The organism is Silanimonas sp., assembly GCF_044377035.1.
Taxonomy (GTDB): Bacteria; Pseudomonadota; Gammaproteobacteria; order Xanthomonadales; family Xanthomonadaceae; genus Silanimonas.
In genome coordinates this window covers 1-25,681 of the sequence record NZ_JBILJW010000022.1, presented here as the reverse complement: position 1 = coordinate 25,681, position 25,681 = coordinate 1, and the positions used below count along the sequence as shown (strand labels likewise).

25 protein-coding genes are annotated in these 25,681 nt (G+C 70.3%); 1 reads left to right on the top strand and 24 read right to left on the bottom strand.

Annotated features, from left to right (window positions below; translation table 11 throughout):
* Positions 1-20 precede the first annotated feature (20 nt).
* The 13 genes from flhA to fliL all read right to left on the bottom strand — a co-directional run bounded on the left by flhA (position 21) and on the right by fliL (position 11,111).
* On the bottom strand, positions 21-2,018 hold the full coding sequence (flhA, locus tag ACIQ6S_RS12060) for a flagellar biosynthesis protein FlhA (protein WP_397608593.1): 1,998 nt from the start codon (positions 2,016-2,018) through the stop codon (positions 21-23).
* A gap of 455 nt (positions 2,019-2,473) precedes the next feature.
* Complete coding sequence (locus tag ACIQ6S_RS12055) at positions 2,474-3,646, bottom strand: glutathionylspermidine synthase family protein (RefSeq protein WP_397608572.1); 1,173 nt, start codon at positions 3,644-3,646, stop codon at positions 2,474-2,476.
* Positions 3,646-4,149, bottom strand: a complete 504-nt coding sequence (locus tag ACIQ6S_RS12050) for a DUF1190 domain-containing protein (RefSeq protein WP_397608571.1) — start codon at positions 4,147-4,149, stop codon at positions 3,646-3,648. Before ACIQ6S_RS12050 ends, ACIQ6S_RS12055 begins: the two co-directional genes overlap by 1 nt.
* Positions 4,150-4,159: 10 nt before the next feature.
* On the bottom strand, positions 4,160-4,573 hold the full coding sequence (locus tag ACIQ6S_RS12045) for a DUF350 domain-containing protein (RefSeq protein ID WP_397608570.1): 414 nt from the start codon (positions 4,571-4,573) through the stop codon (positions 4,160-4,162).
* 50 nt (positions 4,574-4,623) lie between these two features.
* A complete protein-coding gene (locus ACIQ6S_RS12040) occupies positions 4,624-5,673 on the bottom strand; it encodes an ion channel (protein WP_397608569.1) in 1,050 nt (349 codons plus the stop codon).
* A gap of 89 nt (positions 5,674-5,762) precedes the next feature.
* Positions 5,763-6,884, bottom strand: a complete 1,122-nt coding sequence (gene flhB / locus ACIQ6S_RS12035) for a flagellar biosynthesis protein FlhB (protein WP_397608568.1) — start codon at positions 6,882-6,884, stop codon at positions 5,763-5,765.
* 4 nt (positions 6,885-6,888) lie between these two features.
* Positions 6,889-7,689: a flagellar biosynthetic protein FliR gene (fliR, locus tag ACIQ6S_RS12030; protein ID WP_397608567.1), complete on the bottom strand. Its 801-nt coding sequence runs from the start codon at positions 7,687-7,689 to the stop codon at positions 6,889-6,891.
* Entirely contained in the window at positions 7,689-7,958 is a 270-nt protein-coding gene (locus ACIQ6S_RS12025) for a flagellar biosynthetic protein FliQ (protein ID WP_397572483.1), read from the bottom strand. Before ACIQ6S_RS12025 ends, fliR begins: the two co-directional genes overlap by 1 nt.
* A gap of 1 nt (position 7,959) precedes the next feature.
* A complete protein-coding gene (gene fliP, locus ACIQ6S_RS12020; protein WP_397572482.1) occupies positions 7,960-8,760 on the bottom strand; it encodes a flagellar type III secretion system pore protein FliP in 801 nt (266 codons plus the stop codon).
* A gap of 40 nt (positions 8,761-8,800) precedes the next feature.
* A complete protein-coding gene (gene fliO, locus ACIQ6S_RS12015) occupies positions 8,801-9,205 on the bottom strand; it encodes a flagellar biosynthetic protein FliO (protein ID WP_397608566.1) in 405 nt (134 codons plus the stop codon).
* Positions 9,206-9,214: 9 nt separating this feature from the next.
* A complete protein-coding gene (gene fliN / locus ACIQ6S_RS12010) occupies positions 9,215-9,532 on the bottom strand; it encodes a flagellar motor switch protein FliN (protein WP_397608592.1) in 318 nt (105 codons plus the stop codon).
* A 43-nt stretch (positions 9,533-9,575) separates the two neighbouring features.
* Entirely contained in the window at positions 9,576-10,562 is a 987-nt protein-coding gene (fliM, locus tag ACIQ6S_RS12005; protein WP_397608565.1) for a flagellar motor switch protein FliM, read from the bottom strand.
* 9 nt (positions 10,563-10,571) lie between these two features.
* Positions 10,572-11,111, bottom strand: coding sequence for a flagellar basal body-associated protein FliL (fliL, locus tag ACIQ6S_RS12000; RefSeq protein WP_397572479.1), 540 nt, complete (start codon positions 11,109-11,111; stop codon positions 10,572-10,574).
* Positions 11,112-11,576: 465 nt separating this feature from the next.
* Between fliL and ACIQ6S_RS11995 the strand changes: the two genes are divergently transcribed.
* A complete protein-coding gene (locus tag ACIQ6S_RS11995) occupies positions 11,577-12,317 on the top strand; it encodes a response regulator transcription factor (protein WP_397608564.1) in 741 nt (246 codons plus the stop codon).
* Here the strand turns inward: ACIQ6S_RS11995 and ACIQ6S_RS11990 are convergent.
* From ACIQ6S_RS11990 to ACIQ6S_RS11940, 11 genes are all read right to left on the bottom strand, one after another.
* Positions 12,306-14,573 (bottom strand): CHASE2 domain-containing protein, encoded by a 2,268-nt coding sequence (locus ACIQ6S_RS11990; protein ID WP_397608563.1) that lies wholly within the window; start codon positions 14,571-14,573, stop codon positions 12,306-12,308. The genes ACIQ6S_RS11995 and ACIQ6S_RS11990 overlap by 12 nt on opposite strands.
* Positions 14,574-14,577: 4 nt before the next feature.
* Complete coding sequence (locus ACIQ6S_RS11985; RefSeq protein WP_397608562.1) at positions 14,578-15,939, bottom strand: amidohydrolase; 1,362 nt, start codon at positions 15,937-15,939, stop codon at positions 14,578-14,580.
* Between the two features lie 124 nt (positions 15,940-16,063).
* Positions 16,064-17,284 (bottom strand): ABC transporter permease, encoded by a 1,221-nt coding sequence (locus ACIQ6S_RS11980; RefSeq protein WP_397572475.1) that lies wholly within the window; start codon positions 17,282-17,284, stop codon positions 16,064-16,066.
* Entirely contained in the window at positions 17,284-17,961 is a 678-nt protein-coding gene (locus ACIQ6S_RS11975) for an ABC transporter ATP-binding protein (protein ID WP_397608561.1), read from the bottom strand. The genes ACIQ6S_RS11980 and ACIQ6S_RS11975 overlap by 1 nt, the downstream gene beginning before the upstream one ends.
* On the bottom strand, positions 17,958-19,190 hold the full coding sequence (locus ACIQ6S_RS11970) for an efflux RND transporter periplasmic adaptor subunit (RefSeq protein ID WP_397608560.1): 1,233 nt from the start codon (positions 19,188-19,190) through the stop codon (positions 17,958-17,960). Before ACIQ6S_RS11970 ends, ACIQ6S_RS11975 begins: the two co-directional genes overlap by 4 nt.
* A gap of 18 nt (positions 19,191-19,208) precedes the next feature.
* Positions 19,209-19,886 carry a YIP1 family protein gene (locus ACIQ6S_RS11965; RefSeq protein ID WP_397572473.1) on the bottom strand — a complete coding sequence of 226 codons (678 nt, stop codon included), beginning with the start codon at positions 19,884-19,886 and terminating at the stop codon, positions 19,209-19,211.
* A 114-nt stretch (positions 19,887-20,000) separates the two neighbouring features.
* On the bottom strand, positions 20,001-21,305 hold the full coding sequence (locus ACIQ6S_RS11960; RefSeq protein ID WP_397608559.1) for a DUF58 domain-containing protein: 1,305 nt from the start codon (positions 21,303-21,305) through the stop codon (positions 20,001-20,003).
* Entirely contained in the window at positions 21,302-22,291 is a 990-nt protein-coding gene (locus ACIQ6S_RS11955) for an AAA family ATPase (protein WP_397608558.1), read from the bottom strand. Before ACIQ6S_RS11955 ends, ACIQ6S_RS11960 begins: the two co-directional genes overlap by 4 nt.
* A 38-nt stretch (positions 22,292-22,329) precedes the next feature.
* Complete coding sequence (locus tag ACIQ6S_RS11950) at positions 22,330-23,502, bottom strand: DUF4350 domain-containing protein (RefSeq protein ID WP_397608557.1); 1,173 nt, start codon at positions 23,500-23,502, stop codon at positions 22,330-22,332.
* On the bottom strand, positions 23,499-25,058 hold the full coding sequence (locus ACIQ6S_RS11945) for a DUF4129 domain-containing protein (protein ID WP_397608556.1): 1,560 nt from the start codon (positions 25,056-25,058) through the stop codon (positions 23,499-23,501). Before ACIQ6S_RS11945 ends, ACIQ6S_RS11950 begins: the two co-directional genes overlap by 4 nt.
* Positions 25,048-25,681, bottom strand: a 634-nt coding sequence (locus ACIQ6S_RS11940) for a stage II sporulation protein M (RefSeq protein ID WP_397608555.1), incomplete at its 5' end; no start/stop codon positions are given. The genes ACIQ6S_RS11940 and ACIQ6S_RS11945, both read right to left, overlap by 11 nt.

Genomic DNA, 25,681 nt, shown 5'->3' with positions numbered 1-25,681 from the left:
GCAACCGTTGTTTCGAGGCCTCAACCGATCGAACCGACCAGCTTCAGCCGTTTGTCTTCGGGGATCTCGCTGTAGGCCAGCACCTGCAGCGACGGCACCCCGTGCCGGAACATCCGCGAGAGCACCCCGCGCACCCCGCCCGGTACCAGCAGCACCGAGGGTTCGCCACGGGCCTCCTGCCGCTGCACGCAGTCGGCGAGGCTCTGGTGCAGGCGCTCGGCCAGGTTCGGTTCGAGCGCCGCGGTGTTCCCGTTCACCGAGTCCTGCAAGATGCGTTCCAGCGGCGGCGCCAGCGTGTAGACCGGCAGCTCGGGATTCATGCCGTTGATCTCCTGCACGATGAAGCGGCCCAGGGCGTTGCGGACCGCGGCGGTCAGCGTGGCCGGATCGGACGTGGTGGCCCCGTGCTCGATCAGCGCCTCGGCGATCTGGCGGATCTGCCGCACCGGCACCTTCTCGGCGAGAAGGTTCTGCAGAACGCGCACCACGACCGCCAGCGGCAGAGTCTTGGGCGTGAGGTCTTCCACCAGCTTCGGGGCCGCCTTCTTCAGCGTGTCCAACAGGGCTTGCGCCTCCTCGTGGCCGAGCAGCTCGCTGGCGTGCTCGCGCACCAGGTGCGACAGATGCGTGGCGATCACGGTGGCCGGGTCGACCACCGTGTAGCCCAGCGATTCGGCCTGCGCGCGCTGCGCCGGCTGGATCCACACCGAGTCCAACCCGAAGGCCGGGTCGCGGCCGGCGATGCCCTGCAGATCGCCGTAGACCTGCCCGGGGTTCAGGGCCATGTCGCGGTCGGGGTAGACCTCGCCACTGGCCACCGGCACGCCGTGGATCACCACGCGGTACTGGTTGGGCGGCAGGTCGAGGTTGTCGCGGATGTGCACCGCCGGCACGAGGAAGCCGAGGTCCTGCGTCTGCTTGCGGCGGATGGCCTTGATGCGCGCCATCAGGTCGCCGCCCTGCGCCTTGTCGACCAGCGGGATCAGGCGGAAGCCGACCTCGAGGCCGAGCGCATCGACGGGACGCACTTCGTCCCAGCTGAGCTCGGCCGGCGCGCCGCCCGGCGTCTGCGTCGCCATGAGCTTGCGGGCTTCCACATCGGCCACCCGCGCCTGCTCGGCCTGCTCGCGCTGGTAGAGCATCCACGCGAGGTAGCCGAGGCCCACCGCGAACGTCAAAAAGGCGACGTTGGGCATACCCGGCACCAGGCCGACCAGGCCGATGATCGCGGCGGTCATGGCGAGCGCGCGGTACTGGCCGAACACCTGGCCGAACATGGCGTTGCCCATGTCCTGCGAGCGCGAGACGCGCGTCACGATCACGGCCACGGCGGTGGAAACCAGCAGCGCCGGCAGCTGGGCCACGAGGCCGTCGCCGATGGCGAGCAGGATGTAGATCTCGGCGGCATCTCCGGCCGAGAGGCCGTGCTGCATCACGCCGATGGCGAAGCCGCCGATGATGTTGATGAAGAGGATCAGGATGCCGGCGATGGCGTCGCCGCGGATGAACTTGCCGGCACCATCCATCGAACCGTAGAAGTCCGCTTCCTCGCGCACTTCCTCGCGACGCAGCTTGGCTTCCTCGCGGGTGAGGATGCCGGCGTTCAAGTCGGCGTCGATCGCCATCTGCTTGCCGGGCAAGGCGTCCAAGGTGAAGCGCGCCGCCACTTCCGAGACGCGCGTCGAGCCCTTGGTGATGACGATGAAGTTGATGATCGTCAGGATGGCGAAGACGATGATGCCGACGGCGAAGCTGCCGCCGATGACGAACTGGCCGAAGCTGGCGATCACCTGGCCGGCGGCGTCATGGCCTTCGTGGCCGTGCAGCAGCACCACGCGGGTGGAGGCCACGTTGAGCGCCAGGCGCATCAAGGTGACCAGCAGAAGCACGGTCGGGAAGATCGAAAACTCCAGCGGCCGCTTCACGTAGATCACCGCGAGCAGCACCACCAGCGAGGCCGCGATGTTCAGCGTGAACAGCACGTCCAGCGCCAGCGGCGGCAGCGGCACCACGATCATCGCCAGCACGCCGATCAGCACCAGCGGCACGGCCGCACCCTGCTGGATCAGCTGGCGGGTGCGGTCGAAGGGAGTCATCACGGCGGCCATGGGTCTCGCGTGGGCGTGGGGTCGGGCGAGACGTGCAAGACGTGTGCCGGGGGATCACCCGCCTAAGCCGGCGCCTGCCACGCGTGCCGGTGGGCCGCTCTCCGCGGACTCGGGGCTGTCCTGCCCCGAGCCGCGGGCGCGGCGCACCCGGGCTTCGCGCCAACCCCCGAGCGAAGCGGTGGCGCAGGGATGCGCCATCCGCTCGAGCGACAGGACGTCGCCTTCGAGCAGACAGCCGGGTTGATTTCCGAACCGGTGACGGGGCGGGCCAGCGTCAACGCGGGCCGCCTTGAGGACGCGGCATGCCGTCGCCATCGGCGCGCCGGCGACTACTCGCGCTCGAATACGCCGCCGAAAGGCGACGCTCACCCCACGATCGCGTGCGGCACGAAACGCGAGGTGTTCATCGTGATCGGTCCGTCGTCTTCGCGGAGGCCCATGCCACAGGCGCGATCGCCAATGACCCAGCTGCCGATCAGCGGCCAGCCGGCATCGAAACGCGGCAGCGGGTGCCAGGCCTGCCGCACTTGGGGGCCATCGGCGTAGGGACCCGGCGTCACGATCGCTTCGCCGTCGGGGAGGGTCGCGGCGATGTTCGCCCCCTCGCGCGAGAAGAAGGGCTTGCGGACCCAGCCGGCGGGCAGCGGGGCCGAAGGGGCCTCGTCGATGTGGCACTCGAGCAGGTTCGGGTGGCCCGGATGGCGCTCCCACAGCAAGGCCAAGGCGGCCTTGTTCGAGAGCAGGGCCTTCCACGGCGGTTCGATGAGCTGCATCGCATCGAAGCGCAGCGCGGGCCCGAAGGCATCCTCGAACATGAATTCGTAGGGGTAGAGCTTGAACAGGCTGCGGATGGCGTGGCCGCTCTCGTCGGCGAAGGTGCGGCCGTCGTCGCCAAGGCCGATGGCTTCGACAGCGAGGCGGTGCGTCTCCAGCCCCGCCTGGTGCGCACAGTCGCGCAGGTAGTCGACGGTGCCGCCGTCCTCGGCGTGGCCGTCGTGCGCGGCGAAATGCAGCGGCAGGCGCAGCCGTCGCTCGCGGGCCATCGCGCCGAAAGCCTCGACGATCGCTTCCTGCAAGCCGTTGTACTGGTCCGCGCCGGGCGGCAGGGTGCCGTCGGCGATCCGGTCTTCCAACCACAACCACTGGAAGTAGGCCGCCTCGTAAAGCGCCGTCGGCGTGTCGTAGTTGAACTCGTAGAGCTTCGCCGGGCCGCGGCCGCCATAGGCGAGGTCGACGCGACCATACAGATGCGGATCGCGGCGGTGCCACGACCGCGCGATCCAGTCGCGGTAGTCGGACGGCACGGCGAGCCTCGCCATCAGCGCCTCGCTCGCGCAGACCGCGTCGACGAGATCAAGAGCCATCGCGTGCAGCTCCTGCGTGACGTCCTCGATGTCGCGCTCCACCTGCGCGAGGGTGAACAGGTAGCAGGCGCGCTCGTCCCAGTAGGGTGCGCCGTCGAGGGTATGGAAGGCGAAGCCGTGCTGCGCCGCCTGCGCCTCCCAATGGGCCCGCGGGACCAGCGGGCGCCGACGCATCAGCCGCCCCAGCCGCCGCCGCGGCTCGATCCGCTGGTGCCGAAGCCACCGCGCGACGCGCGTGGCACGGCCTGGCGCGGTGGGTCGACCTGCACCACGCGGCGGCCCTTCGTATCGAAACCCTGCAGGCTCTCGCCATAGATCGGGCGGATGCTGCCGTAGGGCGAAACCCGGGAGGTGCCGTAGCCGTAGGGTGTCGCGAAGGCCGACGTTTTCGGGATGTAGCGGTACTTCCACCCGTCGAAGTCCTCGCAGGCCTCGTCCCCGTAGAGGCGCTCGCAGTCCTCCTCGGAGGCGTAGCCGGGCGCCATGCCGCGGGCCTGGGCGTAGGCCTGGTCGCACTGCGCATCGCTCATGTCGTTGGCCTCGTAGCACGCCTGCACCGAGGCGTATTCGAGGCTGCCGGGCTGCGGCGGCGGATCGATGTAGTCGGGTCCGCAGGCGGTCAGGGCCACGGGCGACGCGGCCAGCAGGGCCAGCCGCAGGGTCTTGCTGCGCTTCATGGCCGCGCCCTCACCAGGTCATCGAGGCGGCGTTGAGCACGCCCACGCCGAGCGACACGACGCCGGCGAACACGCCCGCCGCGGTTTCGCCCGCGGCGATGCGCTCCGGCAGGTCGGCGATGACGAGGCGCTTCGCAAGGTGGGCGACCGCCTGCACGACGAAGGCGACGAGCCCCCAGAGCATGAAGTCGACGAGGCTCACCGAATTCGCCATCGCCGAAGCCAGCGGAAGGATGAACCCGAGGACCGCGCCACCGAGGGCCAGCGAAGCCGCGACGTTGTTGGCCTTGATCAGCGCGAACTCGCGGTGGGGGGTCAAGCGCACATAGACCACCACGAACAGCACGGTCATCCCGACCGAGGTGCCGAAGTAGGCGAGGAAGGCCGGCAGGCCCTGCAGGTAGGCGGTAAGCGAAGCGATCACGGGGACTCCTGTCGATGCGGAACGGGCGGTACGGGGAAACGCGGGGCGGCTCAGGCCATCGCCGACGCAAGCGGCATGTCCGCCGCCTTGATGCGGCGGCTGGCGAGGTAGAACAGGGTGGCGCCGGCCGGCACGCGGGTGTCGTCGTCGGCGTTGAGGATGGCCTTCAGAGGGGCTTCCCGAAGGGCGTAGCCCAACAGCGTGGCGCGATGCTGGCGACGCAGCAGGACCAGGTAGTCACCGTACCGGCGGCTGCCGGTGTCGAGGGGCAGCACCAGCGAATACTGCGTCGGGCCATCAGCCAACGAGAGCATCTCCATTGCGACGCTGGAGGCGCCGAGGTCGTGCGAAGCGCGGACGATGAGCTCGGCCTGCACCGGCGTCGTGCACTCGACTTCCGGATGGTGGCGCTTGAGCAGGGTCGCCGACTCGGCGCGGTCGAACTGCGCCACGACGTGGGCGTCGCCACCGAGCGCGCGGACCGCCATCGCCGCCGCCAGGGTCTGCTCGTCCGTCGCGGCATCGATGATCACTCGACGCGCCGCGCGAACGCCGGCGCGGACGTAGCCGGTCGGATCCGCCAGCGTGGCCAGCTTCACGAAGCGCGCCTCGTCGGGCCGGGGGTTCGCTTCGAGGTCGACGTCGATGATGACGATCTCCCCGCGGCCCTGCTCCTCGTGGCGGAGGAGGTCGACGATGCGGTGCGATTCCCGGCCGTTCCAGCCGACGAGGATGGTGTGGTGCTCCATGTCGCGATAGCTCCTTTTGCCGTGCAGGCCGCGCTGCCACAGTCCGGCGAGCACGGCCGTGGTCTTTCCGATCATGGACGCCAGCAGTGCCACGGCGCCGGGCATCAGGTAGAACGCCGCGACCATCCGGCCGGCATCGGTCTGCGGGCTGAAGTCGCCGAAACCGACCGTCAGCGCCACCGTCGCGTAGAAGTAGGCCCACACCACCGGCTCGACCAGGCGCTCCTCGCCGGACAGGACCATCAGGGCCCATGCGCTGGCGAAATGCAGGGCGATCAGGACCGCCAGCGCCGTCCAGCTGACGGTGGCCAGATGCTTCCTTGCAATACGTAGGGCGCGCAGCAACAGCACGGGATCGACGGGGGGCGGTGCGGGGGACGGCGCACCTTAGCGGAAGGCGTGCGGCTCGGCCACTCCTTTGCACGGGCGGCGCAGGACGATCAGGGCTCGCCCTCGAGCGCCCCGAAATCCGGCAACGTCGGGTACGCCCCGCGCTTCGGCGTCCACACCTTGAGCTGGTAGACGTAGCTCAACACCTGCGCCACCGCCTGGTAGAGCTTCACCGGGATCTCTCGGTCAATCTCGGCCTGCGCGTGCAGCACGCGCGCCAGCGGCGGCGCCTCGACGATGGCAACCTTGTGCGCACTCGCGACCTTGCGGATGTTCAGCGCGACTTCGTCCAAGCCTTTCGCGACGACGATGGGCGCCTGCGCCTTCTTCGGGTCGTACTTCAGCGCGACCGCGTAGTGCGTCGGGTTCACCACGACCACGTCGGCGGTGGGCACGGCCTCCATCATCCGGCCGCTGGCGAGCTGCTGCTGCATGCGGCGGATCTGCCCCTTCACCTCGGGGCGGCCCTCCATTTCCTTCATTTCCTCGAGCAGTTCCTGCCGCGTCATCTTCAGGCGGCGCTTCCAGCTCCACAGCTGCCAGGGCACGTCGGCAACGGCGAGCAACACGAGGCCCACGCCCATCGCCATCAGCAGGCCGAGGATCAGGCCGAAGCCCTCCGCCGCGGCCGTCGCCACGGGCAGCTGTGAGAGCTGCAGCAGGCGGTCCTCGTAGGACAGGTAGTAGACCGTGCCGATGGCACCCAGAATGGCGATGCGCAGCAGCGACTTCACCAGCTCGCCGAGACCCTGCGTACCGAAGATGCGCTTGAGCCCGGCGATCGGCGACAGGCGCTCGGCGTTCGGCGTCAGCGCCTCGGTGCTGAAGTTGAAACCCATCACGGCCGGCGCGACGAAGGCGAACAGCAGGCAGGTGCCGATGAGCGGCCCGACGGCCAGCATCAGCTCGCCGATCGACAGGCCAGCTCGGTTGACCAGATCCGCACCCAGCCCCCGGCCCTCGCCGGCATGGCGCAACTGGTTGCCCATCCACGCCATCGCGTGCCCGGCCATCCAGCCGCCGAAGGCAATCAGTGAGAGCAAGGCGCCGACAAAGACCGAGGCCGTGGCGAGCTCCGGGGATCGCGGGCTGTCGCCTTTCTCGCGCGCATCCTTGAGCCGTTTGGCACTCGGCTCTTCGGTTTTCTCCTGGCCGCTCTCATTCTCCGCCATGGCCCTAGCCCAACCAGCCGGTGGAGAGTTCGAAGGCCGCTTCGAGATTGGCGCGCAGCGGGCCGAGCAACTGGCCGGTGAGCGTGCCCATCAGCAACAGGCCGACCAGCACCGAGGCCGGCAGGCCGAGCTGGATCGGGTTGAGCGAAGGCGCGGCGCGGCTCATCACGCCGAAGGCGAGGTTGATCACCAGCATCGCCAGCACCACGGGCAAGGCGATCTGGATGCCGACGAGGAACATCTGCCCGCCGAAGTCGGCGATGGCGCGGAACGCGTCAGGCGTCGGCACCCAGTTCGACTGCAGCGGCACCGCCTTCCACGAGTCGGCGAGCAGCTCCACGATCATCAGATGCCCGTTCATGCTGAGGAAGATCAGCGCGAAGCACAGGTAGAACCACTGCCCGACCACGCCCGCGTTGGTGCCGCGCAGCGGGTCGGCCAGCACGGCGAAGGACAGGCCGGTGCCCTGCGCGACGAACTCGCCGGCCAGCGCTCCGGCTTCGAAGGCGAGTCGCAGGACGAAGCCCATGCCCACGCCGATCAACACCTCGCGGGCGGCGGTGAGCACGGTGAGCGGATCCACGCCCGGCAGCGGCGGCGGCGGCCCGGCCAGCGGCGCCATCGCGAAGGCCAGCGCGATCGCCAGCATGGCCTTCACCCGGCGCGGCACGGTGCGCGTGCCGAACAGCGGCGCCACCATCAGGAGGCCCCCGACGCGCAGGCTGGTCCAGAGCGTCGCGTTGATGACGGCGAACATGTCGCCGCCGTCGAGCACGATGCCGGGGATGCTGCCCGCGGCGGCCATCAGCCCACCAGCGTGGGGATGCGCTGGAACAGCGCGATGGTGTAGTCGACGAGCTTGCCGAGCAGGAAGCTGCCCATCGCGGCGAGCGCGACGGCCAGCGCCACGGCCTTGGCGATGAAGGCGACGGTCGGCTCGTTGATCTGCGTGGCCGCCTGCACGAGGCCGACGGTGACGCCGACGCCCAGCACGACGACCAGCAGCGGGCCGCCGACGAGAAGGGCCAGCTCGAGGCCGGCGCGGAGTTCGGTGATCGCGGTTTCCGGCGTCATGTCAGCCTGCCCCCGCCGCCATGGCGACCGGATTGAAGCTGCCCGCCAGCGTGCCGACCACCAGCACCCAGCCGTCGACCAGGACGAAGAGCAGGATCTTGAACGGCGCCGAGACCAGCATCGGCGACATCATCATCATGCCCATCGACATCAGCACGCTGGCGACGACGAGGTCGATCACCACGAAGGGAATGAAGATCAGGAAGCCGATCTCGAAGGCCGTCTTCAGCTCCGAGGTGATGAAGGACGCCACCAGCACGCCGAACGGGATCTCTTCCGGCGAAGCGAAGCCCTGCGTGTGCCCCGAGAGGTTGGCGAAGGTGAGCAGGTCGGTGTCGCGGATCTGCGCCAGCATGAAGGCGCGGAAGGGTTCGGAGGTGGCCGTCCACGCCGCGTCGAAGGGCATCGTGCCGTCGAGGTAGGGCTTCAGGCCCGCGGCCCACGCCTGGTCGGCGACCGGCATCATCACCATCATCGTGATGAAGAGGGCCAGCCCGACCATGATCTGGTTGGAGGGCGTCTGCCCGGTGCCCAGCGCCATGCGCAGCAGGGCCATCACCACGATGATCCGCGTGAACGCGGTGCAGGCCAGCAGCAGGCTCGGCAGCAAGGTGATGGCCGTCATCGACAGCAGCACCGCGAGCGAGACCGAGACGTTCTCGCCGCCGACGTTGGCGACGGTGACCTCGGGCAGGCCGGTGGGCTGCGGGCCGGTGGGCGTGGCGAAGCCCAGCGCCGGCAGCAGCGTCAGGGCGAGGAAGGCGTAACGGAGGACGGTGGAGAGCGTGGGCACGACGGGCATCCGGCGGGGATGCCCGGTGACGTGCAAGCGGCGTGCCGGGCTAGGCGGAATCCCGCGCCTTCAGCCGCGCCAGCAATTCGGCGAAGCCCGCTTGCGTCGGCGCATCGAGCAGGGGCTCGGGCAGGGTGTGCAGCAGGTTGACGCTGTGCTGGGTGACGCCCAGCAGCAGCTGCTGGCCGCCGCAATCGACGATGACCACGCGTTCGCGCGGGCCAACCGCGAGGCTGGCCACGGTGCGCAGGCCGGCCATGGATTTCAGGCCGGCGCCCGGCAGCTTCTTCAGCACCCAGGCGAGGAACAGGATCAGGCCGACGACGAGGCCCAGCGCCAGCAGGCTGCCGCCGAGGCCGGCGCTCTGCGGCACGGCCTGCCCGACCTGCAGGGTCTTGGCGGCGGCGGGTGCGGCGGCCGTAGCCGCCAGCAACAGGGAGGTGGGCTCGCTCATGGCGTGGCTTCAGCGCAGGCGCTTGATGCGTTCGCTCGGGCTGACGACTTCCGTCAGCCGCACGCCGAAGCGCTCGTTCACCACCACCACTTCGCCTTGCGCAACCAGCGTGCCGTTGACGTAGACGTCGAGCGGTTCGCCGGCGACGCGTTCCAGTTCCACCACCGAACCCTGGTTGAGCTGCAGCAGGTTTCGGATCGGGATGCGCGCGCGGCCCACTTCGAGCGACAGGGTGACCTGCACGTCGAGGATCAGGTCGAGGTTGGCGTCGCCGCCCGTGGGCGGATTCGCCGCGGGCGACGGGCTGGGCGCGAGGTCGCCCCACATGGCGAGATCAGCGGCGTCTTTTTCGGTGCTCATGGGGTGGTCCTCAGTTCGCCCGCGGCTTGGTGCCGGCCATGGGCGTGATGCGGGTGATCTTCACGGCGTTCTTGCCTTTGTGCAGGCCGAAATCGCCTTCGAACAGGGGCAGGCCTTCGACGTGCAGCGGGGTCTTCGCGGGCACGTCGATCGGCAACACGTCGCCGACCTTCAGCGCGACGAGCTGGCGCACGCTGAGGCGCTTGGTGGCCAGCACGCCGGCCACGTCGAGCTCGGCGAGGTTCACGCCCTCGCGCAGCTGGATCGGGAAATTCTCGTCCTTCTCGGAACGGTCGGAGGCGATGCCGGCATCCAGCAGTTCGCGGATCGGCTCGAGCATCCCGTAGGGCAGCGTCACGTGCATCTCGCCGCCGCCGCCCTCCAGCTCGACGTGGAACTTGCTCACCACCACGTATTCGCGGGGGCTGACGATGCTGGCGAAGTGCGGGTTCACTTCCGAGCTCGTGTATTCGAACTCGAAGTTCATCACCGGCGCCCAGGCTTCCGTCAGGTCGGCGAAGGCCTGCTTCAGCATCAGCTGGATGACGCGCATCTCGGTCGGCGTGAACTCGCGGCCCTCGATCTTCGCGGGAAAGCGGCCGGCGCCACCGAAGAAGTTGTCGAGCACCGCAAACACCAGCGTCGGCTCGAAAACGATGAGGCCGGTGCCGCGCAGCGGCTTCATCTTGATCAGGTTGAGGTTCGTCGGCACGTACAGCGTGTGCAGGTAGTCGGCGAACTTCATCAGCTCGACGCCGCGCACCGACAGGTCGGCGGAGCGGCGCAGCAGGTTGAACAGGCCCACGCGCCACATGCGCGCGAAGCGCTCATTGACCATTTCCAGGGTGGGCATGCGCCCGCGGACGATGCGGTCCTGGGTGGCGAAGTCGAAGGACCGCGCCACGCCGGGATCGACATCGGTCTCGGTCTCGACTGCGCCCGAGTCGACGCCGTGGAGCAGGGCGTCGATCTCATCCTGGGAAAGCAGGTCGCTCATGGCCGTCGCTTACTGGGTGACGAAACTGGTGAACAGCAGGGCGGTGACGGTGTCCTTCTTGCCGGTCTCGGCCTCCAGCACCTTGTTCGTCTCCCCGAGGGCCTTCTCCTGCAGGGTCACCATGATGTCGGGCTGGGACAGCTCCTCGTTGGTGAGCTGGCGGAACATCACCAGCAAGCCACTGCGGATCGCCGGCAGGTGCGTCTCGATGGCCTTCTGGCCCTCCTCGCTCTTGGTGGCGAGCTGGATCTGCACCTGCAGGTACTTGGCGCTGCCGCCCGTGAGGTTGACCACCAGCGGGTCCTTGACCTCGATGTAGCGGGTCTCGGGCTTGGGCGCGCCGTCCTCGCCCTCCTCCGCCTCGGCACCCTCCGCGGCCTCGTCGCCCTCGGCCGGGGCGTGCGCCGGCTTGGGCATCATGAAGAACATGATGCCGGCCACCAGGACGGCCGAACCCACCGCGGCGCCGATGATCGGGACGAGCGGCACCTTGGGCTTGGCGGCGGCGTCGGCGGGTGCGGCGGCGGGTGCGGGCTTTTTGTCGGCCATGAGTGGGTCCTTGCGGTCGTGGTGGGGAGTGCAAGACCCGTGCCGCGGCAGGGGTCCGGACCTGCCGGAAACCCGCCACCGGCGGCCTCCGGGCCGGTTCGCGGCTAGTAGGCGCTGAAACCGTTCGTCGTTCAATCGGCGCGTTTTGAGTATTCCTGACTCTTCGCCGCGGGGATTCCGTCATGCTTCGCCCGCCCCTCACCCCCGGGGGGTGGAGGAGCGGTTCGATACGCTTCGAGCGGCGCGACGCGAGGCACCCCCCCTGCCTTCGCTTCCGCCCTGTTCTGCGACCGTGCTGCTTGGTGGTCGCACCCCCTCCGAGCCCGACCCGGCCCCCGCCGTGGTCGGGTTTTCTTTTTTGCGCGGCTTCACTTCGCCGGGATCGATCGCCACACTCGACGCCATGCCCGCCTGCCCGACCCGCTTCGCGACGCCCGCCTCCCCCCACCCCGGGAGCGGTCGCGCATGAGCACGCCGATGGTGACGGCGCACCCGCCGCTGCGCGTGGCGCTGGTGGAGGACGACCGCATCGAGGCGGAACGCGCCATCGCCGCCCTGCGGGCCGCCGGCCACGAGGTGGAGTGGTTCACCGAGGGCGTGCAGTTCATGTCCGAGGTGCGCGAGGCGAGGCACGAACTGTTCCTGTTCGACTGGCACCTGCCCGACACCGAGGGCACCGCCCTGGTGGGCTGGGTGCACCGTTCCGTCGGCCGCCGGGCCCCGATCATCATCTTCAGCCGCTTCGACGACGATGAGCGCATCGTCGAGGCGCTGGCCGTCGGCGCCGACGACTACATCATCAAGCCGACCTCGGCGACCGTGCTGCTGGCCCGGATCGCCGCCGTGACGCGACGCTTCCAGGGCGCCACCACGGCCCCGCTGCGGGTGGAGTTCGGCCCCTACCGGATCGACGGCGCCTCCCGCGAGCTCACCCGCGACGGCGAGCGCATCGAGCTGCAGCCCAAGGAATTCGACCTAGCGTGGTACCTGTTCCTGCATCGCGACCGGCTGGTCCGGCGCGAGGAGCTGGTGGCCGCCATCTGGGGCCGCGACATCGGCGGTTCGGCCCGCACGCTCGACACCCACCTGTACACGCTGCGCCGCAAGCTGATGTTCGCGGAGAACGGCCTCCGGCTCTCGAACGTCTATCGCGAGGGCTACCGGCTGGAACTCGCCCCCGCGGCGGCCGGCGCCTCAGACGACTGAGGCCTCGCGCTCGAGCGGCAGCTCGATGCGGAACTCGGCACCGCCTTCCGGCGGGTTGTCGACGAAGACGGTGCCGCGGTGGCGCGCCACCACGCTCATCACCATGGCGAGACCGAGGCCGACCGAACGGGTCGAGGACTTCGGCGTGCGCGCCAGGGGCCCGAAGCGCTGGAACAGCTGGCTGCGCCGGGACGGGGCGATGCCCGGACCACCGTCGCGGACGACGATGGCCAGCGCCTCGTGTCGGCGCTCCACGCGCACATCCACATGCCCACCGGACGGGGTCACCTTCACCGCATTGCTCAGCAGGTTCTCGACCGCGCGCCGCAGCAGGGCGGCGTCGCCGATCACCCAGCCGGCCTCCTGGTCGTCAAGGGCCAGCTCCATCCGAACCTGCTTGGCGCTGGCTTCCGGCGTGCTGGTCTCGACCGCTTCCAGCACCACGTCGGCCAACAGCACCGGCTCGGCGCGGGTGAAGGCCTCGGGCGAGGCCGAGCGCACGAAATCGAGGTAGGTCGTCGCCATCTGGACCATGCGGCGGGAAAGCCGCTCGGCGCTGCGCAGCACCTGCTGGGTGGACGGCGTGAGGGTCGGATCGGCCAGCACCCCCTCGCAGAGCTCGACGAGGGCATGGGCCGGCGCGCGCAGGTCGTGCGAGAGGAAGTCGATGGCGGCCTGGCGCTCACGCTGGTCGGCCATCAGGCCAGTGAGCTCGGTGACGCAGACGAGGGTGTCGTGCTGGTCGGGCTCGCGGCCGCCGGGCAGGGGTTCGAAGGCGACGACCACCTCGCGTTCGCCGCACTGCGCCAGCAGGCGCGCGCTGCCGGCGCCCACGTACTGACCGGCGTCGGCCGGAAGGCGCAGGTCGACCGCGGCCAACCAGTCGCGCAGCGTGCCCATCGGCGCTTCGGGGTCGGTGCGCCAGGCCACGGCCTGGGCGTTGCCGAGGCGCAGGCGCTGCTGGCCGTCGATGACGATGATGGCGGCCGGCTGCACGTCGATCAGCCGATGCACGTACTCGCGCTGCCGGCGGATGCTGGCCACCGCCTGGCGCACCGCGGCCAGCGCCTCGTCGAAATCGAAGCCGCGACGGGTGGCCGGCGGCGCGGTGGCTTCGCGGCGCAGCACGGCGATCTCGGCGGCCAGCATCGAGGCCGAGCGCACGTAGCGATGGATCACTTCGACGAACACCTGAACGGGCAAGGCGATCGCCAGCACCACCGGCGGCAGCCACACCAGCATGCGGTAGGCCACCAGGTAGGCCACCAGCACCAGGACGAGGAAGCCAACCGCGAGCACCGCGGCCCGGCGTTGGCGCAGGTGGTTCAGGGCCAGGGCGAAGACCAGCAGCACGCTGCCGACGATGGCCGCGTCGGTCCACGACGAAAGCACGCGGAACACGTGGCCGGTGAGCAGGGCCGCGGTCGCCTGCGCCTCGTATTCGTCGACGGTGAGGCCGTGCTCGGCCCAGCCCGAGACGGCGGTGGTGAGGTTGATCTCGGTGTCCTGCTCGGACTGCCCGATGATGACGATGCGGTCGCGCCAGACGTCCGGATGCACCTCGCCATCGAGCACGTCGGCGGCGCTGACCTGACGCACGCTGCCGCCACCGCCCAGGAAGGCGAAGACATACGCGTCCTCGGCGACGGTGGGCGAGTCGAACGCGGCCTGCAGGGCCGCGCGGCGCTCCTCGGGCACGAGGTCGCCGGCCTGCTGCAGCAGGGCGAGGGCAAAGCTCGGCCGCAGCGCGCCGGCCAGCGGCGCGGCATGGAAACTGCCGCGGATCACGTTGTCGTCGCCGGTGGCGACGAGCTGCAGGCCCAGCGTGCGGAAGCCCACTTTCTCGGCGGCGCGGAACGCTTCCTCGGCACTCTGGTGCGCGGTGTCGCCGACGAAGGCCTTGCCGACCGTGTTGCCATGGCGGGCCAGCGCCTCGCGCAGCACGCCAAGGCCCTCGCGGTCGCGCGGATCGCGCGCGTCGAAGGCGAGGTAGGCGCCGATCACGCGCGGCTTCACCTGGTTCAGGCGATCGACGAGGCGGGCCAAGGCCAGCGGCCGACGATCGATGAAGTCGGGGTAGCGGCGCTCGGCTTCCCCGTCGATGTGGACCAGCACGATCTCCGGCGGCGCCTCGCGCTGGTGCAGACCCATCAGCTGGTCGTAAACCCGCGTGTCGAACGGCGCCAGCAGGTTGAAGCCGACCAGCAGGGCGGCCAGCAACGGGATGACCAGCGCGTGGATCGGCAGGCGGCGCATCGGCTCAGCGGGCGGCGGACGGCGCGGTGGCGGGCGGCGGTGAGTGCAGGGCGTCGAGTGCCACGGCCAGCAGGCTGCGCAGGCCCGGCTCGAGCGCCGATTCGTCGAACATGAATTCCGGCGAGTGGTTCATCGGCGCGCGGCGCGGGTCGATACCCGGGCCGGTGCTGCCCACGAACCAGTAGAAGGTCGGCGCCACCGTGCTGAACTGCGAGAAGTCCTCGCCAATGGTGAGCAGTGGCATCTCCACGACCTTGTCCTCGCCCAACGCCGCGCGCAATGCCGCACCGCCGCGCTCCGCGCGTTCGGCGGCATTCGCGGTGAGCGGCGCATTGAGGTTGACGCTGAGCTCGGCGGTCGCACCGGCCGACTCGGCGATGGCCTTCGCGGTGCGCTCGAAGCGCGCAATCACGTCGGCGCGCACGCCGTCGTCGAAAGCGCGCAGCGTGCCGGCCATGCGCGCCTCGTCGGGGATGATGTTGAAGCGCACGCCGGCCTGCACTTGGCCCGTGGAGAGCACCACGGGCGAGCGCACGATGTCGGTCTGGCGCGAGACGATGGTCTGCATCGCCATCTGCACCTGCGCCGCGATGGTGACGGGGTCGATGCCGTCCCAGGGACGCGCGCCGTGGGTCTGCCGGCCGCGGATGACGAGGTTCCACTCATCGACCGAGGCCATGGTCGGGCCGCTGCGGTAGCCCACCGTGCCGGCCGGCAGCGCCGCCCAGACATGCAGGCCGTAGATGGCGTCAGGCTTCCAATCGGCAAACAGGCCGTCGTCGATCATCGCCTTCGCACCGACGATCTGGCCGGGCTGCGGCGGGCCTTCCTCCGCTGGCTGGAACACGAACATCACTTCGCCAGCGAGCTGGTCCTTCATGCCGACCAGCACCTCGGCCGCGGCCATCAGCAGAGCAACGTGGGCGTCGTGGCCGCAGGCGTGCATCACGCCGACGTCCTGCCCGCGATACGTCGTGCGCACGGTCGATGCGAACGGCAGGCCCGTCGCCTCGGTGACCGGCAGCGCATCCATGTCGGCGCGTAGCGCGATGCGCGGACCGGGCTTCGCGCCCTTGAGGATGGCGGCCACGCCGGTGACGCCGAGTCCTTCGCGCACGTCGAGGCCGAGGCTGCGCAGATGCGCCGCAGCCTTGGCCGCGGTGCGCGTTTCCAGCGTGCCGAGCTCGGGGTGCTGGTGCAGGTCGCGGCGCCATGCGGTGAGTTCGGGCAGCACCTCGGCGATGGCCGCATCGAGCGGCGCGGCGGTGGCCGGTGCCGCGTGGGCAGCGAACGGCGCGGAGGCCAGCGCGGACGCGAGCAGGGCAAGCGGAGCAAGTCGAAGAGCGACGGCGCGGGGCTGCGGCATGGTCGAGGCGGGTGGCTTCGGGGACACCGAAGCATACGCAGGAACCACCCCGCGGCGAGGGGGCTGTGCCCCCAAGCCGACGGGCCGACGCTCCGGGCGCGCGGGCCCGGAGCGGTGGGCGGCGCTACTCGTAGCGCAGCGCCTCGATCGGGTCGAGCCCCGCGGCTTTCGAGGCCGGCATGATGCCGAAGATGACGCCCACGAGGGCCGAGAAGCCGGCCGCCGCGGCGATCACCCAGATCGGCACCGAGGCCGGCGGGAAGCCCGGGATCATCGCGGCGATGCCCACGCCCGCGGCAATGCCCAGGATGATTCCGATGATCCCGCCGAGCAGGGCGAGCATCGCGGCTTCGAGCAGGAACTGCACGAGGATGTCGCGACGCGTGGCGCCCAGCGCCTTGAGGATGCCGATCTCGCGGGTTCGTTCCGTCACCGACACCAGCATGATGTTCATGATGCCGATGCCGCCCACGAGAAGGCTGATGCCGACCACACCGCCGACCACCAGCGTGGCCGTGCCGGCGATCTGGTCGAACTGCTTCACGAAAGCGTCGGCCGCTTCGACCTTGAAGGTATTGCCTTCACTGGCCGGCGTGCGGCGCGCGGTGCGGATGGCCCGCGTGACGCGCTCGCGCACGGTGTTCACCTGCTCGAGGTCGGGCACGGTGAAGCTCGCCTGCATGAAGGGGCGGTTGCTGGCCCCCATCATCGAGCGCCCGACGTCGAAGGGGATGATCAGATAGTTGTCGAGGCTGAAGCCGAGCAGGTCGCCCTGCTTCTCCATCAGCCCGATCACCTTGAACCACTCGTTCCCGATGCGGATGTATTCGCCGATCGGGTCTTCGGGCAGGTCGAGGTCGACGCGCAGCTTGTCGCCGATCACCGCCACCTTGCGGCGGCCGCGATCGTCGGCCGGCGCGAGGAAGCGGCCCTTCACCGGCCAGCGCGCGTACACGGCGGCGTAGTCGGCGTTGCTGGCCTGCACCTGCGCCGTCACCGTGCGGCCCTGGTAGCTGATGCCGGGGACGTTCACCGCCAGGATCGGTGCGACTTGGCCAACGCCGGGCACGCGGTAGCGCAGCACGTTGATGTCGTCGAAGGTGATGTAGTTGAGCCGGCCGCTCTGGAAGTTCTCGTTGGTGTTGACGGCCTGCAGCGTCAGCGTGCTGCCACCGAGATCGGCGAGCTGGTTCTTGATCGAGGCGGAGAACCCCTGCACCAGCGACACGACGGCGATCACCGAGCCGGTGCCGATGACGATGCCCAGCGTCGTCAAGACGCTGCGCATGCGGTTGGCCATCAGGCTGGCGAGGGCGGCGCGGAAGGCTTCGAGCAGGGCCTGCATCAGCGCGTCCTCCGGTCTTCGACGATGCGGCCGTCGCCGATGCGAACCGTGCGGTGGCAGTGCGCGGCGATGTCGGGTTCGTGCGTCACCACGACGACGGTCTGGCCCTGCGCGTGAAGCGCGTCGAACAGCGCCATGATCTCGGCGGAGGTGCGCGAATCGAGGTTGCCGGTGGGTTCGTCGGCGAGCAGCAGCGAGGGCTCGCCCACCAGCGCGCGTGCGACGGCCACGCGCTGGCGCTGGCCGCCGGAGAGCTGGTTCGGCCGGTGGTCGAGCCGATTGCCCAAGCCCACGCGCTCCAACGATTCGACGGCCCGGCGGCGGCGCTCGGCGCGGGGCAGGCCGCGGTAGACCAGCGGCTGCATCACGTTGTCGAGCACGCTCATGCGCGGCAGCAGGTGGAAGCTCTGGAACACGAAGCCCACCTCGCGGTTGCGCACGTGCGCCAGCTCGTTGTCGTCGAGCGTCGCGGTGTCGCGGCCATTCAACAGATAGTGGCCGGCACTCGGCGTGTCGAGGCAGCCGAGCAGGTTCATCAGCGTCGACTTGCCGGAGCCCGAGGGCCCGATCAGGGCCACGTACTCGTTGCGGTCGATGAAGAGATCGACGCCGTCGAGGGCGCGGACCTCCTGGTCGCCCATCAAGTAGTGCTTGTGGATGCCGACGAGCTCGATCACCCGGCGTCGTCCTCGGCGTCGGTGTCTTCGGCATTAGCCGCGTCGTCGCCCTTGGCGTCCTCGTCGTCCTTGGGCTCGATCTCCTTGATGCTGCCGCCTTCCATCAGCTGGCGCAGCGCGCGGCCGGGGCCCGAGACCACGCGGTCGCCCTCGGACAGGCCCGAGGTGATGGCCTGCCAGCGATCGTCAGCCTCACCGACCTGCACTTCGATCTTGTTCACCTTGCCGTCGACGATGCGCCACACGTGGTGGGCGGTCTTGCGCGGCTCGGGCTCGCTGGCGATCACCGCTTCCACCGGGACGGCGAGCGTCGAGGCGCCATCGCCAAGGAACAGGTCGGCGCGCGCGCTCATGCCCGAACGCATGGCCAAGCCTTCCGGCGGCGTGAGCTCGGCGATGACCTCGTAGGCACGACCCTGATTCTCAAGGATCGGCGCCAAAGCCACCTGGCGCACCACGCCCGGCACCGCGGTGTCGGGGAAGGCTGCGGGGTAGACATCGACCTTCTGGCCGGCGGCGACCTTGGCGATGTCGCCCTCGTCGACCCTCAGCCGCGCCTCGATGGCGCTGGTGTCGGCGATGGTCATCAGCTGCGCGCCGGCGAAGGCTTGCGTGGAGGGCACGGCGGTCTCGCCGGCCTTGATGGTCACGCCCACGACGGTGCCGTCGATCGGTGCCACCACTTCCGTCTTCTGCAGGGTCTCGCGCGCGTCGGCGAGGATGGCCTCGGAGCGCTTGAGTGCTTCCTCGCTGCTCTTCAGTTCGATGCGGGCGAGTTCGAGCTGGTTCTTCTCTTCGTCGAAGCGGGCGCGGTCGATGGTCTGTGCGTCCGCCAAACGCTGGTAGCGCTCGAACTGCTTCTCGCGCAGGGCCAGCGTGACGCGCTGGCGCTCGATGCTGATCAGGGCCTGCCGACGGCTGGCTTCCTCGCGCTCGATGGCGTTTCGGTAGGTCTCCGGGTCGAGGCGAAGCAGCACCTGGCCGCGCTGCACGCGGTCGCCGTCCTTCACCAGCACCTCGCTGACCTGCGCCAGCACTTCCGCGGTGAGCTTCACCTCGGTGCGGAAGGCCAGCGTGCCGGAGGCAAGTATGGTCGGGCGGATGGCCTGCGGCGCCGCGGTGGCGGCCTGCACCTCCACCGCATCACCGCCACCGCGCTTGGCGATAAAGGGCAGGGCGAGGAGCAGAACGATGCCGCCCGCGATCAGGGCTTTCTTCGGGATGCGCATGGAGGAGGGGCCAGGAGGTCAGAGCAGGGCGATCAGCAGCCAGATGCCGTAGATCAGCACCGAAGGCAGCGCCGCGACGAAGACGGCCGAACCCCAGCCGCTGCGGGTGAAGGTCTTCCAGCCGATGGCGCCGAGCGCAATGGCCCAGAAGCCGAGCAGGTCGAAGCCCTTGGCGAGCGTGCTCAGGTCGTGGTCGAAGGGCAGCTGCACCAGCAGCGGGTCGATGCGCGTCAGCGAGATCGCGTGCAGCGGCGTCTGCGGTTCCATCGTCAGCGCGCCGATGGTGCCGATCAGGGCGCCAAGCGCGGTCGGCATCGCGGCCCACGTGGTCAGCGACAGGCTGTGCTTGTAGGACAGCCCGGCGCCGGCGATCTTGCCGGCGAGGAAGTAGTACAGCGCGAACACCGCGTACACGATGGGCACGAAGATCAGGGTACCGGCGGCACCGATGTAGCCCTGCACCTTGGCGCCGGGCATGAACTGCTTCGCCTGGGCGATCTCGGCCGGCGTCATCTCCTGGCCCATCATCGTCAGCGAGAAGTCCTGGAACCACACGGAATCGACGCGCAGGTAGTAGGCGAGGATCATCGCCACCGACAGGACGACCATGATCGCCATCGGCAGCAGGAAGGTGGGCTTGTCCTTTTCGGCCGTGAAGACCTTGGCCGGGTCAAGGAAGATGTCGACGAGTTTCATGCGCGCATTCCCCAATGCGTGGAGGGAGAGTCCTCGAGCTCAGACTGTGGCCTGGCGCCGAGGGGTGGAAGTGACGGAGGTCATGTCCGTGGTACGCCAGCGGAAGGCCGGCCCTTACAGCCGCCCGGCCCGCTTGATGGCGAGGTAGTGCTGCACGAGGGCTGCGGGCAGCTGCTCGCAGCGCACGTCCAGCACATCGATGCGACGCGCCCGCAGCTGGGCGTGGGCGCGCTTGCGCGAGGCGAGGTACTGCTGGGTCGCGCCGAGGCGCAGCGCGTCCTCGAAGCGGTGGGGCTCGGCCGCCATCGCGGCGTCGAGCGCGCTTTCGCGCAAGCTGGCCACGCAGACGAGATGACGGCGCTGCAGCAGTTCGAGCCCGGCGAGCAGGTCGTCGGCGTCCTCGTCGCGCACATTGGTGACGACCAGCACCAGGCTGCGGCGGGCGTTCTGCGCCAGCACGCGGCGCGCGGCCTCGAGGTAGTCGGCGGCCACCGGTGCCGGCTGCACGTCGAAGGTCGCTTCCACCAGCGCGTCCAGCCCACCAACACCGCGCACCGAAGGCACGCTGCGATCGACCGCGCCGAAGGTCTGCAAAGCGACGGCATCGCCCTGCCGCAGTGCCGTGTAGGCGACCAGCAAGGCGGCGTTGAGGGCGTGGTCGAAGTGCGTCAGCCCGCCATCCTCGGCGAGCAGGCGGCGGCCGCAGTCGAGCAACAGGGTGACGCGCTGGTTCTTCTCTTCCTGGTACTCGCGCGAGATCAGGCGGCGCGCACGAGCCGTGGCCTTCCAGTCGATCTGCCGCAGGCTGTCGCCAGTGCGGTACTCGCGCATCTGGTGGAACTCGGTGCCGTCGCCGCGACGCCGGGCGAGGTGCGCGCCGGTCATCCGCGTGGCCTGCTCGGCGGTGTGCAGGGCGAGGCCGGCGAGCGGCGCGAAGTTCGGGAACACGCGCACCGGCGTGGTCGCGCCAAGACGGCGGGTTTGCGTCCACAGGCGCAGGGTCGAGACCTGCCGCCACCAGCCGGGCTCGAACACCGCTTCGCCGCGGCGCGGCGGCAGCGTGCGGTAGGTGAGCTCCAGCACCTCGCGGGGCGCGATGCGCAGATCGCGGGGCTGGTCCTCCACGGTCCAGTCACCGGGATGCCCGTCATGCAGGGTGCCGCGCAACGCACCGCGGGCGGTGTTGGTCAGCCGCAAGGTCACCGTCGCCCACGGGCCGAGGGGCAGCACGGCGGGCATCTGGCGTTCGAAGCCCGGCGACGGCTGCCGCGACAGCGCGAGAGCATCCAGCAGCAGTGCGGCACCGAGCACGGCGCCCGCCACGCCCCAATGCATCGTCGCGAGGCCAGCGAGCGGAATCGCCAAACCAGCCAGGCCCCACAGGGCCAGCAGCGCGATGGTGGCGCGGGTCGGCCTCACTTCTGCGGGGCCTTCACCCGTTCACGCAAGGCCGAAAGCACCGCATCCGGCGACTGGCCTTCGAGCTGCAGCTCAGGGCTCAGCGCGATGCGATGGCGCAGCGCCGGCAGCAGCACGTCGCGCACGTCGTCCGGCACGACGAAATCGCGACCCTCCATCGCTGCCTGCGCGCGAGCCAGCCGCACCAGCGCGAGACTACCGCGCGGGCCGGCGCCCATCGCAATCCCCGGCCATTCGCGGGTGGCGTGGACGAGGCGCACCGCGTAGTCGAGCACGGCGGCATCGACGCGCACCGACGCGACCGCCTGCTGCATGGCCACCACATCCTCGGGCGCGAGCAGCGCCTTCAGCGTGGACAGGTCGAAGTCGGCGCGCGCACGGCCGGTGCTGATGGCCTCGACCATGCGCACTTCGTCGGCCAGCGAGGGATAGCCGATCAGGATCTTCAGCAGGAAGCGGTCGAGCTGGGCTTCCGGCAGCGGGTAGGTGCCCTCCTGCTCGACCGGGTTCTGCGTGGCGATGGTCATGAACGGAGCGGCCAGTGGGAAGCTCTGGCCTTCGATCGTCACCTGCTGCTCCTGCATCGCCTCCAGCAGGGCCGACTGCGTCTTCGCCGGGGCGCGGTTGATCTCGTCGGCGAGCAGGAGGTTCGTGAACACCGGGCCGCGGCGCACGCTGAAGGTTTCGGTCTTCGGGTCGTACACGGCGTGGCCGCTCACGTCGCTGGGCATCAGGTCGGGCGTGAACTGCACGCGCGAGAACTGGCAGCGCATCACGGCGGCCAGCGCGCGCACCAGCAAGGTCTTGCCGAGGCCGGGCACGCCTTCGATCAGCACGTGGCCGCCGCCGAGCAGCGCCAACAACAGCTGGTCGAGGACGGCGTCCTGGCCGATGAAGGCCTGGCCGATCTCGCGGCGCACCGCGGCGACGCGGTCGGCGAGTTCGGCGAAGGGCAGCGGCGGCGGGGCGGGTTGGTCGGGGCTCATGCGCGGGTCCGGTTCGTGTAGCGAGGCGGAAGTGGGGATCAGAGTCGGTGCAGCAGGGTGGCGAGCGTGGCGACGGCCTCGCGGAACTGGTCGGGCGTGGCGCGATGCGGCAGCGCGAGCGCCGCGGCGATGGCGTCGACGGGGACGCGGCTGCGGTCGGCCAAGGCCTGCGCGAGCGCGGCCTCGTCGAGACGCGCCAGGGCATGCCGTTGCGCAAGGCGTTCCAGCACGGCCTCGCGAAGCGCGGCATGCAGGGAGGCGCCGTGGTCGTTGCGGAAGGCGAACTGCCCGGCGGCGTCGATGTGCTCCATCAGCGCGCGGCGATGCGCGGCGGGCGAGGGCACCATCGGCCCGAGGCGCTGGCTCGCCCAGCGCAGCCACGCCAGCAAGGCGAGCGCGAGGCCGAGCATCACCGGCCAACCTTCGCGCCACAGCAGCGCGGCCAGCGAGCCGCCGCGATGGCTAAGAATCCACACCGCTTCGCCATCGACCCAGGCGCCGGCGAGCTGCGCCATCAGGCGCGTCTGCGCGTCGCGTCGCTGCTGCCGCTCGGCATCGGCCTCGGCATCGGCGGTGGTGCCGAGCGGCGAAAGCCGGCGGTTGGTGAAGGCATCGAGCTCGCTCAGGACCAGCACCTCGCCTTCGCCATAGGGCAGGCGGGCGATGCGGGCGTGGCCAGCCTTCGGCCAGACGAGGGCGTCGTCGATCAGGCCGGTCACCGCGAACGGTGTTCCGCAGACGACCTCCGACACCCCTTCGGCCAACCGCAGGCGCGGGCAGTCAACGTCGGCCGCGGCGCCACGCAGTGCCTCGACGCCGAGCCCTTCGCCGAGCATGGTCGAAAGCGACGGCGCGGCATCGCCGGAAGGCATGGGCAGCACGAGGCGTCCGCCCTGCTCCACCCAGTCCAGCAAGGCCCAGCTGTCGTCGTCGGTTTCCACTTGGGCTTCGGGGTACAGCAGCACCAGCGTGCCGCGCGGCGGCGGCGGGGTGCGGCGGAAATCGACATGGCCCTTTAGCACCACCTCCTGTCCGGCGGCGCGCAGGGCCAGCGTCAGCCCGTGCAGCGGGTTCGCGCGCGCTTCCGCGGTGGGCGGCGTGGGCTGCTCGACGGTGACGCGCTCATGGGTGGCGAGGAAGGCGCCGACCATCAGGCCGACGAAGACGAGCGCCGCGGCACCGATGGCGAGGTTGCGACGACGCGGTGTCATGCGCGGCCCTCCCCGAAGGCGTCGGGCCACGCGGCGATCAGCGCCTCGAAGGCCGCGGCATCAGGGCGTGCCCCGGCGTAGGCCACGGCGCGCCAGGCCTGCACGAGACGGCGCACGTGCTCGGCGGCCGGCGCATGCGCCAGCGTGCGTGCCGCGCGCAGCAGCTCGCCTTCGGTGGTGCCAGGCGGCAGCGGCCGCGGGCGCCGCGCCGACACCTCGCGCAGGCCGGCGCGATACAGGCAGGCGAAGGCCTCGCGGGCCTCGCCACGCGCCCATGCGGCGCGCGCACGCTGCAGCAGCTCGGGCGCGGCGGCGACGTCTTCCGGCGCGAGTCCCCGGTGGCGCAGCGGCGGCGGGGCATGCGCTTCGGCCGCGCGCTCGCGACGCCACGGCAGCCAATCGCGGTAGCGCCAGAGCACGTAGGCCAGCGCCAGCAGGGCCACGGCCCACAGCAGCAGCTCGGCGGCCATGCCCACCAGGCGGCCGACCAGTTCGCCCAGCTTCTCGCGCCAGTCGATCAGCGGCTGCGCCTGTTCCTCGTCGAGGTCGGAGAGCAGGTCCTTCATGCGCCAGCGCTGCACCGTCTTGGTGCCGCCGAGCGAGGCATCGTTGCGCGCCTCGCGCAGCGCCGCATCCAAGCGCGCGGTCTGCGCGTCATCGGCGAAGCCCTCGGGCAGGCGCGTCGCGCGCTCGGGCAGGTCGAGCGACTTCGCCACCTTCTCTTTCGCATCGAGCGCCGTCGGCATCGCCAGCACCGCGAGCAGCAGCACGAGCACGCCACCTGCGCCGCGACCGGCCGCCACGGCACGCGCGGCCATGCGCTTGAAGCCGAGCTCGAGGTCCCAGGCTTCGAGGTGCACACGGCGGCTGAGGTAGAGGCCGAAGCCGGCGGCGACAAAGAACGGTTCGATCACCAGCACGCCGACGCAACCCACGGCGTTGAGGACGAGGTCGAGCCACGGCGTGGCGTCCTTGCCCAGCGCGCCCATCCAATCCCCGCCACGGGCTTCCCACCACTCCAGCGGGATCATCAAGCCCACCAGCGCCCAGACGCTCGCCACCAGCACCAGTTCGAACCACGGCAGCAGCAGCCACAAGCCGGCCGCCTGCGGTGCCCCGTCTCGACGCAGCAGGCTGCGGCGCTGGCCGCGCTCGGCACGCGGCAGGCCTTCGAGCAGGTCACTGGGCAGCGAGAGCGCGCGGAAGGGGTCGAAGCGCAGCCACAGCAAGCGCGGCAGCGTCGGGCCCCAGCCCCAGCGCCACGCGGCGCGATACACCTCGGCGCGCGTCGGCTCGTGGCCGAACACCGCGCGCGACAACACGAACAGCGGAATGCGGTCGAGGGCGGGCTTCAGCCACCACAGCATCAGCGGCGCCAGCCACAGCCAACCGAGCAGATGCCCCACGCCCAGCAGCACCGCGCAGAGCAGGCCGGCGCAGAGCAGCCACGGCCCGACCCAGACTCGCGCGTGTTGGCGTGCCAAGGCGATGCCGAGATCGACGGCCTCCCAAGAGGTGCGCGCGCGCAGCGCGATGCCGAGGCGGTCAATCCGCATCGCTACGCCCTCGCCCGCCCATCGCCAACCACCAGAAAATGGCCGCCCAGAGTGCGGCCGCCAGCGGGAAGCGCACGAGATCCGGCAGGTCCGCCTTCGACGACCAGAAGGCTTCGATGAAGGCCGCCAGCAGCAGCATCACGAACACGCCGAGGCAGAGCTTGGCGCCGTCGCGGCCGGAAGCGATGAGCGCGTCGCGGCGGCGCAGGCGGCCCGGCGCGATCAGCGAGAGGCCGATGCGCAGGCCGGCGCCACCGGCGATGACGATGGCGGTGAGTTCCGGCGCGCCATGGGTGACGACGAAGCGCCAGAAGGTGTCGCCATAGCCGGACACGTGCAGGTGCCCGGCGATGCCGCCGATCGTGACGCCGTTGAACACCATCACGTACAGCGCGCCGAGGCCCGCCGGCAGGCCGGACGCGAAGCTGCGGAAGCCAATGCTGATGTTGTTCATCACGTAGAAGCCGAACATCTGGAAGTCGCCGTCGGCGCCGCGCTCGCGGCCGTAGTGCTCGGCCGCGGGGTCGTACATGGCTTCCGCCTGCGCCAGCATCGAGGCGTCGAACAGCAGCCACGCCGCGTCCGGGCGGAACTGCAGCAGCGTGAACACGCCCACCAGCGGC

Bases quoted from the DNA above. Each gene is read 5' to 3' on its own strand.
- flhA (WP_397608593.1), bottom strand. From the start codon at position 2,018: ATGATCGTGGTGCCGCTGCCGCCGCTGGCGCTGGACGTGCTGTTCACG.
- ACIQ6S_RS12055 (WP_397608572.1), bottom strand. From the start codon at position 3,646: ATGCGTCGGCGCCCGCTGGTCCCGCGGGCCCATTGGGAGGCGCAGGCG.
- ACIQ6S_RS12050 (WP_397608571.1), bottom strand. From the start codon at position 4,149: ATGAAGCGCAGCAAGACCCTGCGGCTGGCCCTGCTGGCCGCGTCGCCC.
- flhB (WP_397608568.1), bottom strand. From the start codon at position 6,884: ATGGCGGAGAATGAGAGCGGCCAGGAGAAAACCGAAGAGCCGAGTGCC.
- fliR (WP_397608567.1), bottom strand. From the start codon at position 7,689: ATGGCCGCCGCGGGCAGCATCCCCGGCATCGTGCTCGACGGCGGCGAC.
- ACIQ6S_RS12025 (WP_397572483.1), bottom strand. From the start codon at position 7,958: ATGACGCCGGAAACCGCGATCACCGAACTCCGCGCCGGCCTCGAGCTG.
- fliP (WP_397572482.1), bottom strand. From the start codon at position 8,760: ATGCCCGTCGTGCCCACGCTCTCCACCGTCCTCCGTTACGCCTTCCTC.
- fliO (WP_397608566.1), bottom strand. From the start codon at position 9,205: ATGAGCGAGCCCACCTCCCTGTTGCTGGCGGCTACGGCCGCCGCACCC.
- fliN (WP_397608592.1), bottom strand. From the start codon at position 9,532: ATGTGGGGCGACCTCGCGCCCAGCCCGTCGCCCGCGGCGAATCCGCCC.
- fliM (WP_397608565.1), bottom strand. From the start codon at position 10,562: ATGAGCGACCTGCTTTCCCAGGATGAGATCGACGCCCTGCTCCACGGC.
- fliL (WP_397572479.1), bottom strand. From the start codon at position 11,111: ATGGCCGACAAAAAGCCCGCACCCGCCGCCGCACCCGCCGACGCCGCC.
- ACIQ6S_RS11995 (WP_397608564.1), top strand. From the start codon at position 11,577: ATGAGCACGCCGATGGTGACGGCGCACCCGCCGCTGCGCGTGGCGCTG.
- ACIQ6S_RS11990 (WP_397608563.1), bottom strand. From the start codon at position 14,573: ATGCGCCGCCTGCCGATCCACGCGCTGGTCATCCCGTTGCTGGCCGCC.
- ACIQ6S_RS11985 (WP_397608562.1), bottom strand. From the start codon at position 15,939: ATGCCGCAGCCCCGCGCCGTCGCTCTTCGACTTGCTCCGCTTGCCCTG.
- ACIQ6S_RS11980 (WP_397572475.1), bottom strand. From the start codon at position 17,284: ATGCAGGCCCTGCTCGAAGCCTTCCGCGCCGCCCTCGCCAGCCTGATG.
- ACIQ6S_RS11970 (WP_397608560.1), bottom strand. From the start codon at position 19,190: ATGCGCATCCCGAAGAAAGCCCTGATCGCGGGCGGCATCGTTCTGCTC.
- ACIQ6S_RS11965 (WP_397572473.1), bottom strand. From the start codon at position 19,886: ATGAAACTCGTCGACATCTTCCTTGACCCGGCCAAGGTCTTCACGGCC.
- ACIQ6S_RS11955 (WP_397608558.1), bottom strand. From the start codon at position 22,291: ATGAGCCCCGACCAACCCGCCCCGCCGCCGCTGCCCTTCGCCGAACTC.
- ACIQ6S_RS11950 (WP_397608557.1), bottom strand. From the start codon at position 23,502: ATGACACCGCGTCGTCGCAACCTCGCCATCGGTGCCGCGGCGCTCGTC.
- ACIQ6S_RS11945 (WP_397608556.1), bottom strand. From the start codon at position 25,058: ATGCGGATTGACCGCCTCGGCATCGCGCTGCGCGCGCGCACCTCTTGG.